General features: G+C 64.8%; 13 protein-coding genes. 6 read left to right on the top strand and 7 right to left on the bottom strand.

The features are described 5' to 3' along the window. Positions 1-2: 2 nt before the first annotated feature. Together ACUJ47_RS07615 and ACUJ47_RS07610 are read right to left on the bottom strand one after the other, a co-directional pair. Positions 3-2204: a GumC family protein gene (locus tag ACUJ47_RS07615; RefSeq protein ID WP_445537808.1), complete on the bottom strand. Its 2202-nt coding sequence runs from the start codon at positions 2202-2204 to the stop codon at positions 3-5. 13 nt (positions 2205-2217) lie between these two features. Next, positions 2218-2895 (bottom strand): polysaccharide biosynthesis/export family protein, encoded by a 678-nt coding sequence (locus ACUJ47_RS07610; RefSeq protein ID WP_445537807.1) that lies wholly within the window; start codon positions 2893-2895, stop codon positions 2218-2220. A 227-nt stretch (positions 2896-3122) separates the two neighbouring features. Between ACUJ47_RS07610 and ACUJ47_RS07605 the strand changes: the two genes are divergently transcribed. After that, the gene (locus ACUJ47_RS07605; protein WP_445537806.1) at positions 3123-3692 is read left to right on the top strand and encodes a hypothetical protein; all 570 of its coding nucleotides are present in this window, start codon (positions 3123-3125) and stop codon (positions 3690-3692) included. Here ACUJ47_RS07605 and wecB read toward each other — a convergent pair. The 3 genes from wecB to ACUJ47_RS07590 are packed head-to-tail and all read right to left on the bottom strand — an operon-like array spanning position 3670 to position 7404. Further along, a complete protein-coding gene (gene wecB, locus ACUJ47_RS07600) occupies positions 3670-4836 on the bottom strand; it encodes a non-hydrolyzing UDP-N-acetylglucosamine 2-epimerase (RefSeq protein WP_445537805.1) in 1167 nt (388 codons plus the stop codon). The two genes, ACUJ47_RS07605 and wecB, sit on opposite strands and share 23 nt — an antisense overlap. A 7-nt stretch (positions 4837-4843) precedes the next feature. Continuing rightward, complete coding sequence (locus ACUJ47_RS07595) at positions 4844-6154, bottom strand: glycosyltransferase family 4 protein (protein ID WP_445537804.1); 1311 nt, start codon at positions 6152-6154, stop codon at positions 4844-4846. Further along, positions 6139-7404, bottom strand: coding sequence for a nucleotide sugar dehydrogenase (locus ACUJ47_RS07590; protein WP_445537803.1), 1266 nt, complete (start codon positions 7402-7404; stop codon positions 6139-6141). The genes ACUJ47_RS07595 and ACUJ47_RS07590 overlap by 16 nt, the downstream gene beginning before the upstream one ends. A 259-nt stretch (positions 7405-7663) precedes the next feature. On the opposite strand from ACUJ47_RS07590, the gene ACUJ47_RS07585 reads away from it, so the two are divergent. From ACUJ47_RS07585 to ACUJ47_RS07565, 5 genes are all read left to right on the top strand, one after another. After that, the gene (locus tag ACUJ47_RS07585; protein ID WP_445537802.1) at positions 7664-8743 is read left to right on the top strand and encodes a CaiB/BaiF CoA transferase family protein; all 1080 of its coding nucleotides are present in this window, start codon (positions 7664-7666) and stop codon (positions 8741-8743) included. A 5-nt stretch (positions 8744-8748) separates the two neighbouring features. After that, entirely contained in the window at positions 8749-9201 is a 453-nt protein-coding gene (locus tag ACUJ47_RS07580) for a MaoC family dehydratase (protein WP_445537801.1), read from the top strand. Between the two features lie 127 nt (positions 9202-9328). Beyond that, entirely contained in the window at positions 9329-11248 is a 1920-nt protein-coding gene (locus tag ACUJ47_RS07575; protein WP_445537800.1) for a DUF3604 domain-containing protein, read from the top strand. Beyond that, positions 11245-12054 carry a peptidyl-prolyl cis-trans isomerase gene (locus ACUJ47_RS07570; RefSeq protein ID WP_445537799.1) on the top strand — a complete coding sequence of 270 codons (810 nt, stop codon included), beginning with the start codon at positions 11245-11247 and terminating at the stop codon, positions 12052-12054. The genes ACUJ47_RS07575 and ACUJ47_RS07570 overlap by 4 nt, the downstream gene beginning before the upstream one ends. Continuing rightward, positions 12051-13025: a HupE/UreJ family protein gene (locus ACUJ47_RS07565; protein WP_445537798.1), complete on the top strand. Its 975-nt coding sequence runs from the start codon at positions 12051-12053 to the stop codon at positions 13023-13025. Before ACUJ47_RS07570 ends, ACUJ47_RS07565 begins: the two co-directional genes overlap by 4 nt. Here the strand turns inward: ACUJ47_RS07565 and ACUJ47_RS07560 are convergent. Continuing rightward, positions 12995-14425 carry an efflux transporter outer membrane subunit gene (locus ACUJ47_RS07560; protein WP_445537797.1) on the bottom strand — a complete coding sequence of 477 codons (1431 nt, stop codon included), beginning with the start codon at positions 14423-14425 and terminating at the stop codon, positions 12995-12997. The genes ACUJ47_RS07565 and ACUJ47_RS07560 overlap by 31 nt on opposite strands. Continuing rightward, positions 14422-15408, bottom strand: coding sequence for an efflux RND transporter periplasmic adaptor subunit (locus ACUJ47_RS07555; RefSeq protein WP_445537796.1), 987 nt, complete (start codon positions 15406-15408; stop codon positions 14422-14424). Before ACUJ47_RS07555 ends, ACUJ47_RS07560 begins: the two co-directional genes overlap by 4 nt. Between the last annotated feature and the right edge of the window lies 1 nt (position 15409).

Here is a 15409-nt window from a genome sequence, read left to right as displayed (position 1 = left end):
GATCAATCGGAAGAGTAGCTGTAATAGCGATACTCATAGCCCGAAGACTGGCCCGCTTCGAGCGCGCGATATTTGGTAAGGATCACGCCGCAGATGCGCGCGCCCACGCTCTTCAGGCGGCGCAGCGAAGCCTTGGCCTGGCCGAAGTGGACGCGATTGGCCTCGACGATAAAGATTGTGCCGTCCGCATGGCGCGAGATCAGCGGTGCGTCGGCAATGCCCATCACGGGAGATGTATCGAAAATGATCCGCGAGTAATGCGGCCTGACCGACTGGACGAAGCGCGCGAAAGCTTCGGAAGAAAGCAGGTCGACCGGGTTGGGCGGCAGCTTGCCCGCAGGCAGCACGTCGAGATTGTCCGGCGTGCCGGGCAAGAGCGCGGTGCTCAGGTCGCAATGCCCCAGCACCACTTCGGTCAGCCCCTTCTCGGCTCCCTCCTGCCCGAACTCCCCTGCCAGTGCGGGGCGCCTGAGGTCCGCGTCGATCAGCAGGGTCTTGCGGCCCAATTGGGCGTAGCGCTCTGCCACCACCTTGGCGGTTGTCGTCTTGCCTTCGGAGGATTGGCTGCTGGTGAACTGGATCACCTGGCCATCGCGCGGCAGCATGTATTCGAGCGTCGAGACGATCGAGGAATAGGATTCGTTCAGCGCGCCGAATGGCTTTGCCGCCTCTTCCTCCATCTGGCTTTCGGCGATGTAGGGCGTGTGGCCAAGCAAAGGTGCGCCGAACTTGGCCTCGACATCGTCGAGTGTGCGCAACCGGTCGTCGAAGACTTCGCGCAGGATCGCGAGCACTGCGGCAAGGCCAAGCCCCAGCACCAGCGCCACAAGCAAATTGCGGAACAGATTGGGCGACACGGGCCTTTGGGGCGCAATCGCAAGATCGAGCAGAGTGACCGATCCCGCCTGCACGTTCTCCGCCGCGGCAATGTTGTTGTAGCGCTCCATCAGCGCAGCCAGCTGCAGGCGCAACGCCCCGGCTTCGCGATCGAGCAGTTCGTAACGCACGCGGCGGTCCTGCTCGTCCAGCGTCGCGCCTGAAACCCGGCCGAGCTCGGCCTCAAGCGCGCGCTCCTGCCGCAGCGCGACCTGGTACTCGTTGCGCAGCCCCGCCTTGATGTCGCGCCCCGCATTGTCGATCTGGCGGTCGAGCTCGGAAACTCGAGCTGCCAGTTCCGCGACTTGCGGGAAGCTTCCGTTATAGCGTTCGCGCAAGTCCGCCAGCTCGGCGGCCACGCTGCTGCGCTCAGCCACGATCTGCTGCAGTGCCTGGCTCTGCTGCACTTCGGAGATCTGGCGAGCGGGGACGTTTTCGATCGCCAGCCAGCGCTGCTCGAGTGCAAGCCGGTTCGCGCGCGCTTCGGTATAGGTCGCATTGATGCGGGCAAGGTTCGCCGCAGTTATCGTCAGCGTATCGTCATTGCCGAAAAGCACTTCCGAGGAAGCGCCGCCGGATGGGCTGACGATCGCATTCCGCTTGGCATAGGCATTCGCGGCAAGCTCAGCTTCCTGCAGCCGGTCCCTCAACCCGGAAATTTCGCCGCCGAGATATTCGAGCGCATAGCGATTGGCCTCCATCCTCCGCTCGCTGTCGACCAGCACGAAATTCTGGGCATAGGCATTGGCGATCCGGGCCGCGAGCTGCGGGTCGGCGCTTTCATAGCGAATGGTCACGATCCGGTTGTCGAACGGAATCTCCGCCGAAACGTGTTCTTGCAGGATCGACGCCGCGTCCTGTTTCCGCTGCTTGTCCCATTGCTCGTCGGAAAGGCCGGATGGGCGCTCAGCTTCGAGGTTCGATTGAGCGAAGGCGGGCAAGTCCTCGAGCTTGAGGCTCTCGACCACCTTTACCGCCATCTTCCGGCTTTCGATGACCTGGCCGAGCGTTTCCATGTACTGATAGACCTGGTTGGTCGCGACAGTCGGCGACAAATCCTGGCCTTCGACGATCGTGTTCCCTTCCGGATCGACCCTGACGGTGGCTTCGGCCTCGTAAGTCGGGGAAGCGATCAGGGTCACGATCAATCCGCCGAGCAGAGCCAGCGCGAGCGTAGCCGCGATTACGAAACGCTGGCGGTACAGGAAGCCGCGCACATGCGCCATTTCGATGGCGCTGCCCCGTGCCCTGCCTTGCGATCCCGCCTGATCGGGATGGCCGATCCAGTCGGAAGCCTGGTAATCGCCTGGGGCTGGAGACTGGTTCATCCTGCGCTCCGCCCTAGATATTCGTGAACAGGCCGAATGCGGGCAGCGCCCGGATCAGGTCCTGCCAGAATTGCGACAGCCCCGAGATGCCGACCACCACCCGGTCGCCGGGTTCGATCAGCGGATCGGCCATGGTTCCCTGCCGCACCTGCTGGTAGTCGAACAGCGCGACCGCCATGCCTTGTTCGGTTTCGCGGAAGATCACGACTTCCTGAAGCTTGGAGACACGGCTGGGCCCCTTGGCCAATGAAAGCGCCGATGAAAGCCGCGCCCCCGGCTGGAAGCTGTATACGCCCGGCTCCTGCACCCCGCCTTCGACCGTGACGATGTGCGAGCTGTATTCGACGACATTCACATTCACGATCGGGCGGCGGAGGCCCGCCTCAAGCAGCGCCTGGCGGATTTCGCTTGCCAGCTCGTCAGTGGTCCGCTCGGCGGAAACCAGCGAACCGGCCAGCGGCACCGAAATCTTGCCATCAGCCGAAATCGACACTTCCTCGAGCGAAATGTCGGGCTCGCGGAACACCTTGACCGCGATCTTGTCAGACGGGCGCAAGCGGTAGGTCGAGGGCGCAGTTGTCGCATAATCTGCCTGGCCGAGCGCCGCATTGGTATCGGTCGCAACCGGCCCGATCGCAGGCCTTGGCGTGGCGCCGCATGCGGTCAGGCCCGATGCGAGCGTTCCAACCAAGATGACCTTAAAAAAGTGCATGACCAATTGTCGAACCGAGTCGGCTGTCCCCGAAGATGCCCTTGGATTTTGTTAGTTAGCGGGCCGGTAACTGACAACCGAACGGGCCAGAATCCTGTTGGTAGCACCCGCGCCGTTCTTCCCATGTCTTGCGACCGCAAATATGCCGGTCGGCAGCGCAGGCCGGAACTGCTCCCGGCTTGGCGGCAGAAGGGAAGGGGCTTCGTTTGATCACCGCTGAGGGACCGTCCGAGCTCAGCCTGCTAGGAGCTGGCCTCTATGTCCTCGTGGCCTTGGCCTGCATCATGACGGCGCTTGCCGCACGCGGCGCTGGCGAGGCCCGCTCAGGCCCGCGCGGCTGGCTGGTGATCGGGGCGTGCTTCCTGCTCTTCGCACTGATGCGGTTCCTCCAGACGGAGGACATATTGGGTGACCTTCTACGCGGATTGTTCGAACGGTTCGATGCGCGGGAAGATCGCCAGACGTTCCAATGGCCGCTTTCTTTGCTTGCGCTCGCGATCGTCGCGGTGTCGGCTGTTCGTTTCACGCGACGGATACGGGCCGCGGGCATTTGGAGCAGGAGCGCGACCGTCGATTGGGCGCGCATGGCAACGCTTTGCATGGTCGCGCTGATCGGCTTGCGCCTGATCTCGCTCCACCGCGTCGATGCGATCCTGTTTTCGCCCGCGATCGGGCCGCTGCGGATCAACTGGATGCTCGATATCGGCTTCAGCGCCACAGTGCTCATCGCAGCGCTCGCCTATGCGGGAAAGCTCAGGTCGAGCCGCCGCATGTAGCCGGGGTAAGGTGCCTTGCTTCGAGGACGCGCAAGATGCGCGCAGCGGCCTGCCCGTCGCCGAACGGATTGCAGGCACGCGCCATCCCGGCATAGCTCACCGGGCAATCGAGCAGGCGACCGGTTTCCTCCACGATGTGCTCGCTTGAGGTGCCCACCAGGCGCGCAGTGCCCGCCTCGATCGCTTCGGGCCGCTCGGTTTCCTGCCGCATCACCAGCACCGGCTTGCCAAGGCTGGGCGCTTCTTCCTGTATGCCCCCGCTGTCGGTCAGGATCAGTTCGCTCAGCTCCATCATGCGCACGAAGCCGGGGTAATCGAGCGGCGCGATCAGCGCGACATTGGCCAGCCCTTCCAGCACCGGTCGCATCGCGCGCTGCACTTCGGGATTGGGGTGCATCGGATAGATGATGGCGACATCGCTGCGGCAGGCGAGCTGGCGCAGCGCCTCGGCGATCTGGGCCATGCCCTCGCCGAAATTCTCGCGCCGGTGGGCGGTGACGGCGATGATCCGCTTGCCCGCGAAACGATGGCGGATGTCCTCGATCGCCTGCGCCAGCTCGGGTCGGCGCGCAACCAGCTCGCGCACCCTGAAAAGCGCGTCGATCGCCGTATTTCCGGTGACATGAATGCTCGCCTCGTCGATGCCTTCGCGGCGAAGCGCGCTCGCTGCGCGCGACGTGGGGGCGAAATGGAGGTCCGCGATTACGCCGGTGATTTTGCGGTTCGCTTCCTCGGGCCAGGGCGAATAGATGTTCCCGCTGCGCAAGCCCGCTTCGACATGGCCGACCGGGATCTGCCGGAAATAGCAGGCAAGCGTTGCGGCCATGGTTGTCAGCGTATCGCCATGGACCAGCACACGATCGGGTTGCAGCCTGTCGAGCGCCGCGCCGAAACACGAGATGATGCGCGCCGCGAGCTCGTCAAGGCTTTGCGCTTCCTGCATCAGGTCGAGATCGATGTCCGGAACGATGCCCGCCATCGACAGAACTTGGTCGAGCAATTCGCGGTGCTGCGCGGTTACCGCGACTTTCACCTCGAAGCCGCCGTGTCGCTTCAGTTCCTCGATTACGGGGAACAGCTTGATCGCCTCGGGCCGAGTGCCGAATGCCACGAGGATACGCGGCTTGCGAACGCCACCGTGCATGCGCGGATCAGCTATGGCTGGCTTGTGGTTCGGCCTCTGCCGGAAGCGCGCCCGAATTGTCCGAGCCGAGCGCATTGCGATAGGCCGCGATCAGCGGGGCGATCTGCCGGTTCCAATTGAGTTCCTGCTCGATCCGTTCGCGACCCAGCGCGCCCATGGCTGCGCGCCGCGCGGGATCGTCGATCAATTCGACCAGCTTCTCGGCGAAATCGATCGGATCGTTGGGCTTGGCATAGGCCGAAGCACCTTGTGCCGAGAAACGGCCCTCGGTCACATCGAATTGAACGACTGGTTTCGATAACGCCATATATTCCAATATTTTGTTCATTGTGGATAGGTCGTTCATCGTATTCACCCGATCGGGGTTCACGCCCAGGTCCATGGTCGAAAGCACTTCGATCAGCTGCTGGTCGGTTGCGCTGCCGGTGAAGGTGACGAACTGGTCGAGCCCCTTCGCCGCCACCGCGTCCCGATGCTCTGTCAGCGAGGGGCCATCGCCGACCAGGCAGAACTGGATATCGCGGCGCCCCTTGTCCCGCACGACATGCTCGATCGCTTCGATGAGCAATTCGATGCCTTCCTGCTCGCCCATCACCCCGACATAGCCGACGAGATGGGCGCGCCCGTTCTTCCAGCTCTCGACCGGAGGGACGGGGCGCAAGCGCGACAAGTCCGGGCCGGAGCGCACGACATGCACCTTGCCCGGGGGCATTTTCCCCCGGTCCATCGCGATCCTGCGGTAGCTGTCGTTGGTCGCGATCGAGACGTCGGCCGTGCGGAAAGTGAGCCATTCGAGCACGCGGGCGATTCGCCAGAAGACCCCGCGCTTGCCGAATTTGGCTTCGAACAATTCGGGCACGATGTCGTGATGGTCGAAGATGTATTTGACGCCGAACGGCTTGAACAACAGCGCCACGAGGAAGATCAGGTCGGGAGGGTTACAGCCATGGATCGCGTCGAAGCGCTGCTCGCGCCAGATCTTCCATGCCAGCCGCACCTGCCAGAACAGCGCTGCGCCGTACTCGACGAGGAATCCACCGACCTTGCTCGCTTCGAGCGGGAGCGGATGGCGATAGATCGCGATGCCGTCGATCACTTCATGCGCTTTGTAGAAGCCGCGCCCCTTGGGGCAGATCACGGCAACTTGGGCCCCGGCGGCCTCGAGCGTGCGCGCTTCCTGCCACACGCGGCGGTCGAACGGCACGGGCAGGTTTTCGACAATGATCAATACCGATTTGCCGCGCAGCGGTTCGCCCGGGATCACCTCCGGTATGCCTTCCTGCATCGGCGGCGTGTGGTGGCTCAGGGGATGGTGCATAGTGCCACCACCTTGCTCCGGTCGATGTCGAGCTGCTCGACCAGCTTGTTCCCCGCAAGCACGCGTGCATAGGGCCGGGCTTCGGCGACGGGCTTGTCGACCATCATGCCGGCAAATCCGGGTAGATGCGCTTCGACATAGCGCAGATTCTGCCCGAGCAGCCGCCCCGGTTCGACATAAGGATCGAATATGTCGACGCGGAATCCACGCTCCACCAGGCTGCGCGCAAGATCGACCTGAGGACTTTCGCGCAAATCGTCCGTGCCCCGCTTGAAGGCGAGGCCAACCAGCAACACATGCGCCCCAGGCTCCAGCCCGGCGGTCGCCCGCTCAAGCTGGTGCCGTTTGTGCGCCTCGTTGCTGTCGAGCAGCGCATCGACGAGACGGACGTCGGCACCCGTTTCACGACCCACCTGCCTCAACGCGCGCACGTCCTTGGGCAGGCAGGATCCGCCGAAAGGAGCTCCCGGCCTGAGATAGGACGGGCCCGTGTTCAGCCGAGTGTCGGCAATGAACATCGCGTGCATCTGTCGCGCCGAAACGCCCAGCGTTTCGCAAAGGCGGCCGATTTCGTTCGCGAACGTCACCTTGGTCGCATGCCAGGCATTGTCCATGAACTTGGTCATCTCCGCTTCGCGGATGCCGACATGGAAGATGGGCGCCGAGTACCCCTCGTAGAGAGCTGCGCAAGTCTGAGACGGTGCCCCATCGAGCGTGCCGATTACGATCCGCGGCGGGTCGAGAAAGTCGTCCACGGCCTGCGCCTCGCGCAGGAATTCCGGGTGGTGAACCAGTTCGACCAGATCGTTCGCCGCTTCGCCCAGGCACTCTCGATAGATCGGCAGGATCACATCCTCGCATGTGCCGGGGCGTACCGTCGAGCGATAGGCGATGGTGAGTTTGTGGCCCCTGTTCGGCGTGATCGCTCCCGCGATCGAGCGGCTGACCTCGACGATCTGGTGGAGGTCATGCGCGCCATCTTCGGCGCTCGGAGTTCCGACGCAGACCATGGCGATGTCGCAATCGTCGAGCTGCGTCGAGACATCTGCCTGCGCGTACAATTGGCCGGCTGTCACCGCCCTTGCAATCAGCGCATCGAGGCCGGGTTCGACGATCGGGGAGCGCCCCGAATTGATCGCTTCGACTTTGGCCGGGTCCGTATCGAAGCCGACCACGCGGTGGCCCTGGCTGGCAAGACAGCCTGCGGCAACACTTCCGACATGGCCCAATCCGAAGACGGCGACTTTCACCCGTAACTCCCGATATAGAAATGGACTTGTCCGGGCTTTAACATTCTCCCAAATCGATTGGAGAATTACTGTCTTGCAAACCCGATTTTATTTATTTGTAATTAGTTATCGCTATCACTTGATAATCGTGCCCATCCCCCTACGCAAGCATGCGGGCCGCGGTTTTCCGCGATTTTGACAGGGGGCGGTGGCGCCAAACGGTCTTGCCAGCGCCAAGCGCGCGCGCCATGCATCAAACACTTCAAGGGAGAGCAACAGCATGTCGCAATCGAACGGTCCGCTGACGGGCCTCAAGGTCGTCGAATTCGTCGGGATTGGCCCCGGCCCACATGTCGCCATGCTGCTCGCGGATCTGGGCGCGGAAGTCGTGCGGATCGAACGGCAAGGCACGCGGGTGCTCAATCCCGTGGTCGAGCGCGCCCGGCACCGCGTGGCGGTCGACGTCAAGAGCGAGGAAGGCCGCCAGTTCTGCCGCGATGCGGCAGCCAGCGCCGATGTGCTGATCGAAGGCTTCCGGCCCGGCGTGATGGAGCGGCTCGGGCTCGGGCCCGACGAACTGCTCGGGGTCAATCCGCGGCTGGTCTATGCGCGCATGACCGGTTGGGGCCAAGAAGGCCCGCTTTCCCATGCCGCCGGGCATGACATCAACTATATCGCGATCACCGGCGCGCTGGCGGCGGTGGGCAAGAAGGGCGAGCCGGCCACCCCGCCGCAGAACCTGGTCGGCGATTTCGGCGGGGGCTCGATGTATTGCGCCTTCGGCATCCTGGCGGCGCTTTATGAACGCGAGCGCTCGGGCAAGGGGCAAGTCGTCGACGCGGCGATCGTCGATGGCGCAACCAGCCTGATGAGCTTCTTCTTCGGCATCCGGCAGTTCGGCTACATCAAGACCGAACGCGGCGAAGGCCTGCTGGGCGGCGCGGCGCATTATTACCGCTGCTACGAATGCGCGGACGGGCGCGAGATTTCGGTCGGGGCGCTTGAGCCGCAGTTCTATGCCGAACTGCTCGAGAAGATCGACGCACCCGAGCTTGCCGAAGGGCGCGACAATCCCGCCAATTGGGACGATATGGCTGTGCGGCTGACCGCGCTGTTCAAGACGAAGACGCAAGCCGAATGGTGCACGATCCTGGAAGGAAGCGATGCCTGCGTCGCGGCGGTGCTGCCGCTCGAGGAAGCACGTGAGCATCCGCACCTCAAGGCGCGCGGCTCCTATAAGGAGCATGACGGCATCTGGCACACCGCGCCCGCGCCGCGTTTCAGCCGCACGCCCGGGACGATCCGCAGCAGCGCGGAAGACGGTGCCGATGTGGTGGCTGGCTGGAAGCAGGGAAGCTGATCGCGATGGCCGGCAAATTCTTCGACGAATGGCAGGTGGGTGAGCGGATCGATCACGAAATCCGCCGCACGGTGACCGAGACGGACAATCTCCTGTTCTCGACCATGACGCACAATCCGCAGCCGCTCCACATCGATCTAGAAGCGGCCAGGGCCAGCGAGTTCGGGCAGATCCTGGTCAACGGGACCTTCACCTTTGCCCTGATGGTCGGCCTGTCGGTGGGCGACACCACGCTTGGCACGCTGGTGGCCAATCTGGGCTATGACAAGCTGGTCATGCCCAAGCCGGTTTTCATCGGCGATACGATGCGCGCGACCACCGAGATCAAGGAGCTGCGCGAGAGCAAGTCGCGCCCCGATGCCGGGATCGTGACCTTCGTGCACGAGCTGATCAACCAGCGCGACGAAGTGGTTTGCCGCTGCGAGCGCTCGGCCCTGCTCAGGAAGCGAGTCGCCTGAATTTTCGCTTGGCGAAGGGTTGCGCCCAGCGACTGACGCTACGGCAGGCTAGGGTGTAAGTCGTTCGCTTGACGGCACCCCGCGCGGCGCGCACACTTGCGTTCGAAAAGAAGAATGGAGAGGTGGAATGCGCAAGTTTCTTGCGGCTGGCCTGCTGGGCGTGGCGACGCTCGCGCTTGTCTCCTGCGAAGCCGCGATCGATGAAGCCCAGAAGGGCACGGGCGAGGGTACGATCGACCTCGCCGAGTTTCCCGACCGGCCCTATTGGGGCGACACCCACCTGCACACCGATGTGTCGTTCGACGCCTATGGTTTCGGCAACAGGCTGGGCGCGGAAGATGCCCTCAAATTCGCAATGGGCGATGAAGTTACATCGACCACGGGCGTGCCTGCAAAGCTTGCCAGGCCGCTCGATTTCCTCGTGATCGCCGACCACAGCGACGGGATGGGTTCGCTGGCCAGGCTGGCTGAAGCGCCGCGGCTGTTGCTGCGCGATCCCACCATGCGCCGCTGGCACGACATGCTCAATGGAGGGCCAAAGACGTCGATCCGGGCCACGTCGGAAATCATCACGGCCGCGGCGGGGGGCACCTTGCCCGAACAGATGGATATCAACGATCCCGACCGGGAAAAGGATAGCGAAATCTGGAGCGCCCATATCAAGCTGCTCGATCGCTACAACAAGCCGGGCAAGTTCACGGCACTGGCCGGGTTCGAATATTCGCTGCTGCCAAGCGGCAACAATCTCCACCGCGTGGTGATGTTCCGCGACGGCAGCGATCGCACCGGCAAGGTGCTGCCTTTTCCCAGCCTCGACACCAAGGTCGAACAGCTGTGGGATTATATGGATGCCTACCAGCGCGACACGGGCGGGCAGGTGTTGGCCATGCCGCACAATTCGAACATGTCGAACGGGCTGATGTTCGAAATGACGCTCGCTGACGGTCGCCCAATGACGGCAGCTTATGCCAAGAGGCGCGCCAAACATGAGCCTGTGGTCGAAGTTACGCAGATCAAGGGCGACAGCGAAAGCCATCCCTTCCTTTCGCCGAATGACGAATTCGCAGGCTTCGGGGATGCAGGTTGGGACATCGGCAACCTTGACCTGTCGCATTCTACCACGCCCGAAATGTTTGCCGGCAGCTATGTTCGCGAGGCGTTGAAGCGCGGGCTTTCGCTCGAACAGCAGCTGGGGGTGAACCCCTATGCCTTCGGCCTGATCGGCGCGACCGACAGCCACACCTCGCTTGCAACCGGCGATGAGGACAATTTCTTCGGCAAGCACAGCGGCAACGAACCCTCTCTGCACGATCGCGCGCTGACGCCGCAGAACCTCGGCACACGCAAAGGCCGCTTCGGCTGGAACTACCTTGCGGGCGGATATGCCGCCGCCTGGTCGCGCGGCAATACACGCGCGGAAATCTTCGACGCGTTCAAGCGGCGCGAGGTTTACGCCACCACCGGCCCGCGCATGGTGGTGCGGGTGTTCGGCGGCTTCGACTTCAGCGATGGCGACTGGGCGGGCGACTGGGTGCGCGCCGGCTATGCCCGCGGCGTGCCGATGGGCGGCGAACTGGTAGGCCGCAACAAGGCGCCCAGCTTCCTGATCTCCGCGCTCAAGGACCCCGACGGAGCCAATCTCGACCGCGTGCAGGTGGTGAAGGGCTGGGTCGATGCGTCGGGCCAGACGCATGAGCAGGTCTACGATGTCGTGTGGAGCGACATGGACAAACGCGCTAAAAAGGGCGGCAAGGTGCCAGCGGTGGGCGACACGGTTGACCGCGCCAAGGCGACCTACTCCAACAGCATCGGCACCGCCGAATTACGCAGCGTGTGGACCGATCCCGACTATCGCCCGGGCCAGCGCGCCTTCTATTATGTGCGCGTGCTCGAAATCCCCACTCCGCGCTGGACGCTGTTCGATGCGGTGCGCTTCGGCATAAAACTGCCGCCTGAAGCGATGGCTGACGCTGTGGCGCAGGAACGCGCATATACCTCGCCGATCTGGCTCAAGCCGGCACCGCCAGCGATCATGGAGAAGAAGTGAACCTGCCACGCTGGACGCGCGAACCGCTGGTCCATTTCTTTGTCGCCGGAGCATTGATCTTTGGTCTCTTCGCGATGCGCGGGGAGGAAGTCGATCCGGCCAGCCGCAGCATTACCGTAAGCCGCGAGCAGCAGGCGCAACTTGCGCTGATGTTCGAACGGACGATGGGCCGGGCACCGACCGATGCGGAGCTCGACAACCAGGTCGATCGCTTCGTCCGCGACGAGGTGCTCTACCGTGAAGCGCTGCGCATGGGGCTCGATCGGGGCGATGCCGTGGTGCGGCGGCGCATGGCGCAGAAGATGGATATGCTGGCGAGCGCGCGTGCCGAAGCCACGCAGCCGGGTGAGGACGAACTGCGCGCCTGGTATAGCGCGCACGGCGAACGATTCTCCAGCGAAGCCAGCTACAGCTTCGATCAGCTCTGGTTCGACAGCGAAGCCGCCGCAAGGGCGGCGCGCGCGCAGGTGGCTGGTGGGGAGCCCCCACAAGGCCTCGGCCAGTCGGTCAATCTGCCGCGCTCGGTAGATGCGATGCCCGCCGCCGAAGTGGTCGGCCGCTTCGGCATCGAGTTCGTCGAAGAGCTCGCACCGCTCAAGCCCGGCGACGAGTGGCAGGGGCCGCTGCCATCGGGGCTGGGATGGCATCTTGTGCGGCTCAGGCAGCGCGAAGCCGGAAGCGTGCCTCCGTTCGAGGAAGTGCGGGGGCAGGTCGAGAACGACTGGCGTTCCTCCACCATGGCTGCGCGCGAGGATGCTGCCTACCGGTTGCTGCGCGATGCCTATTCGGTGAAGGTCGAACGGTGAGATTGTGGCTGGCCGCCTTACTTGCGGCGCTGTTGCTCGCGGTCCCGGCGCTGGCTGACGAACTGCGCCCCTTCTCGATCGAATTCAGCGAACGCGAAGCAGGGAAATGGACGATCGACTGGAAGCAGCCGCTCACTTCGCCCGATGCCAGCCAAATGGCGGTTCCGGCTTTGCCCGCGAATTGCGAGTATCTTGCCGATCCGGTTGTGAGATCCGCGCCGATGGCGCTGATCGGGCATGCCGAAGTGGCGTGTTCGGACGATGTCTCGGGCGGCACGATCGGCCTGCCGCAATTGTTCGGCAATAGCGACGCGCTGGCGCTGGTCACGCCGCTTGGTCGCCCGGTCCAGACGCTCAGGCTGACGGCGGAAAAGCCGCTCGCCACCATCTCGGCACGGCCCGATCGCTGGGCAGTGGCGAAGGACTATTTCGCGATCGGCACCGAACACATCCTGATGGGCTGGGACCATCTGCTGTTCGTGATCGCGCTCGTGCTGCTGGTGCAGGGCGGCTGGGCCGTCGTGAAGGCCGCGACTGCTTTCACGATCGCGCATTCGCTCACGCTGGCGGCAGTGACGCTCGGCTATGCCGGGCTTCCGCAGCGACCGGTCGAGGCGCTGATTGCGCTCTCGATCATGTTCCTGGCGGTCGAACTGGCGCGCAACCACCCGGAAAGCTGGACCCGGCGCTGGCCGTGGATCGTCGCCTTCGGGTTCGGCCTGCTGCACGGCTTTGGCTTCGCGGGGGCACTGCGCGAAATCGGCTTGCCCGAAGGCGAAGTGCCGATGGCGCTGCTGACCTTCAACCTTGGCGTCGAAGCGGGGCAATTGCTGGTCATCGCGGCGGTGCTGGCACTGCGCGCAGCAGTGCAGCGGCTGGTGCCCAAGGGCGAGCCGCCTGCTCTCAAGGCAGCGACTTACGGCATCGGGATCATCGCCGCCTATTGGGTGGTCGAGCGCGTCATCGCCTGAGCATCGCTGCCCAGCGCTAGCCACAAACGCACCCGCGCCAGCCGCGCCTGGCCCAGCGCCGCTGCCGCGCGTTCGCCGCTGGCGTCGGCGGCTCGGCGGGCTTCGAGCACGGTGAGGAAATCGGCCAGCCCCGCGCGATAGCGGGTTTCGGCGAGCGAGGCCGCACGTTCGAGATCGGCGCTCTCGCGAGCCGCGGCTTCAGATTGTGCATCTGCGCCTGCGACCACTCCATATGCAGCCTCGGTTTCACCCAGCGCGTTGAATACCGCCCCCCGATAGGCGGCGAAGGCCGCGCGCTTGCCCGCTGCAGCGCCGTCGATCTGGGCTTCGATCCGCCCGAAATCGAGCAAGGGAGCCGCGATTCCGCCGCTTACCGAGTAAACGTCGGAACCTGAATCGAACAATTTGCCCAGGTCGAATGCGAGCAGGCCAAGCGCAGCCGACAGCGTGAGGCGCGGGAAGCGCGCGCGGGCCGCGGCGGCAAGGTCGGCATCGGCAGCCGCCAGATCGGCCGCTGCGGCACGCACATCGGGGCGCTGCACCAGAAGTTCGGACGGCATTGCCGCCGGGGCCAGTGGCTGTTCGGAGAGCGCAGCCTGGGCCGACAACAAGGCGACGATCGCATTCGCATCCTGGCCCGTCAGCGCCACAAGCCGCCCGACGATCTGCGCGCGTTCGCCCTGCAGCGCTGCGAGGCGCGAGCGCGACTGGCTGGCGGCGGCTTCGGCGCGCACGCGGTCGAAACCCGGGGCGAGCCCTGCCTCCTCGCGCTTCGCAGCCAATTGGGCCAACCGCTCGGCTGCGGCGAGATCCTGGGCAAGTGCGGCTTCGCGCGCGGCGTTGCTGCGCCAATCGATCACCGCACCGGCAATCTCCGCCAGCAATGCGATCCGGACGGCTTCGGCACTCGCTCCCGCAGAATCGACCCTGGCCAGAGCTGCGCGTTCGCTTGCCTTGAGGCGGCCGAACAGGTCGATCTCCCAGCTGCCGGTCAGATTGGCGGAATAAGCGGTCCTTTCGGAATCGATCGCGATCCCTGCCGGGAGGCCGGTTCCGAACTGGGCCGGATTTGTGCGGCTGGCGGTGATCGAAGCGTTGGCGCCGATGCTAGGCAGTCGCGCGGCGCCCGCGCCCCGCGCGGCAGCACGCGCGGCATCCACTCGTGCGAGCGCTTCGGCCAGCGTCGGGCCTTCCGCCAATGCGCGCGCGGACAAGGCGGCGAAGGCCGGGTCTTCGGCCGGCAGCAGCGCGGCAAGGCCCGCCTGCGCGGCGGCGTCGGGCGTGTAGAGATAGGTTTCGGGAAGCTCGGGCGCGGGCGTCGCGATGTCCGGCGGTGGGCCCGCAACGCAGGCCGCCAGCGCCAGAGGTGCCGCTGCAGTGAGAGCCGCTGGCAGCCTCATTCGCCTTGCGCCTCGATCGCGGGAATGAAGGCATCGACCTGCTGGCCGACGCGGAAGGTGCCGCGCGCATTGTCGGGCAGGGCATAGATCAGCTGCAGTACGCGCACGTCGACCCGCTCAGCCGCCGAATTTGTCAGCGAACGTTTGGGCACGACCAGCGGTTCGGCGCGCACGAAGCTGGCTTCGAAACGCCGGTCGGCGGCGCCACGCGGAGAGACCACCGCATTCTTGCCCAGCGCCACGCGCGTGGCATCGTCTTCGTCGATGTCGATGCGGATATGTAGCGGGCGCGTCTCGCCCATGCGGATATAGGGATCGCCCGCACCGCCCATGGTCGTGACCAGCTCGCCGGGGCGAATATTCACTTCGAGGATCTCGCCCGCGATCGGCGCGCGCACGGTCAGTCGGCCCAGCTCGGTTCGCGCGCTGTTGGCGGCAGCTTCGGCTGCGGCGAGCCTTGTGCGGGCCAATTCGAGCCGCGAGGCTGCGGCCGCCGCATCGCCTTCCGCACGGATCACTTCGCTGCGGCTGACCGCCGCCGGGTCTTCGATTGCAGCATAGAGATCGAGCTGGCGCTGCGCCGTGGTGCGCGCCGTCTGCGCTTCGGCGATGGCCGCGCGCGCTTCCCCGATCGCGGCACTGGCTTCGCGCAGCCGCGCGCGCGCCGCCCTCTCGTCGACCACGAACAGCGCCTGGCCCTGGGCAACGAAATCGCCCGGTTTCACTGCAAGCTGCGTGACCAGCCCCGCCAGCGAAGTGCCGATATCGATGATTTCGCTCGAGGGTTCGACCACACCGGCGCCTGCGACGCGCGGCGAATTGGCGAGCGCCCCGGTTGCCGTAAGCGGCGTCTGCTCGGGTTCAGCCAGTTCGCGATCGGGCAGGCCGCTCCAGATGAAGATCGCCGCACCGATCAGGCCGACCAGCGCCAGTACCGGCAGGATCTTGCGCGAAAAGCTGAAGTCGTCGGGGAGGATTGCCATG

Source organism: Altererythrobacter sp. Z27, assembly GCF_052683155.1.
The sequence above is the reverse complement of the archived record's forward strand: the minus strand, read 5'-3'. Positions and strand labels throughout refer to the sequence as shown.

What these genes read in the sequence shown, in the direction of transcription:
- ACUJ47_RS07615 (WP_445537808.1), bottom strand. Translation starts at nt 2,204, where the DNA reads ATGAACCAGTCTCCAGCCCCAGGCGATTACCAGGCTTCCGACTGGATC.
- wecB (WP_445537805.1), bottom strand. Translation starts at nt 4,836, where the DNA reads ATGCACGGTGGCGTTCGCAAGCCGCGTATCCTCGTGGCATTCGGCACT.
- ACUJ47_RS07595 (WP_445537804.1), bottom strand. Translation starts at nt 6,154, where the DNA reads ATGCACCATCCCCTGAGCCACCACACGCCGCCGATGCAGGAAGGCATA.
- ACUJ47_RS07585 (WP_445537802.1), top strand. Translation starts at nt 7,664, where the DNA reads ATGTCGCAATCGAACGGTCCGCTGACGGGCCTCAAGGTCGTCGAATTC.
- ACUJ47_RS07580 (WP_445537801.1), top strand. Translation starts at nt 8,749, where the DNA reads ATGGCCGGCAAATTCTTCGACGAATGGCAGGTGGGTGAGCGGATCGAT.
- ACUJ47_RS07575 (WP_445537800.1), top strand. Translation starts at nt 9,329, where the DNA reads ATGCGCAAGTTTCTTGCGGCTGGCCTGCTGGGCGTGGCGACGCTCGCG.
- ACUJ47_RS07560 (WP_445537797.1), bottom strand. Translation starts at nt 14,425, where the DNA reads ATGAGGCTGCCAGCGGCTCTCACTGCAGCGGCACCTCTGGCGCTGGCG.
- ACUJ47_RS07555 (WP_445537796.1), bottom strand. Translation starts at nt 15,408, where the DNA reads ATGGCAATCCTCCCCGACGACTTCAGCTTTTCGCGCAAGATCCTGCCG.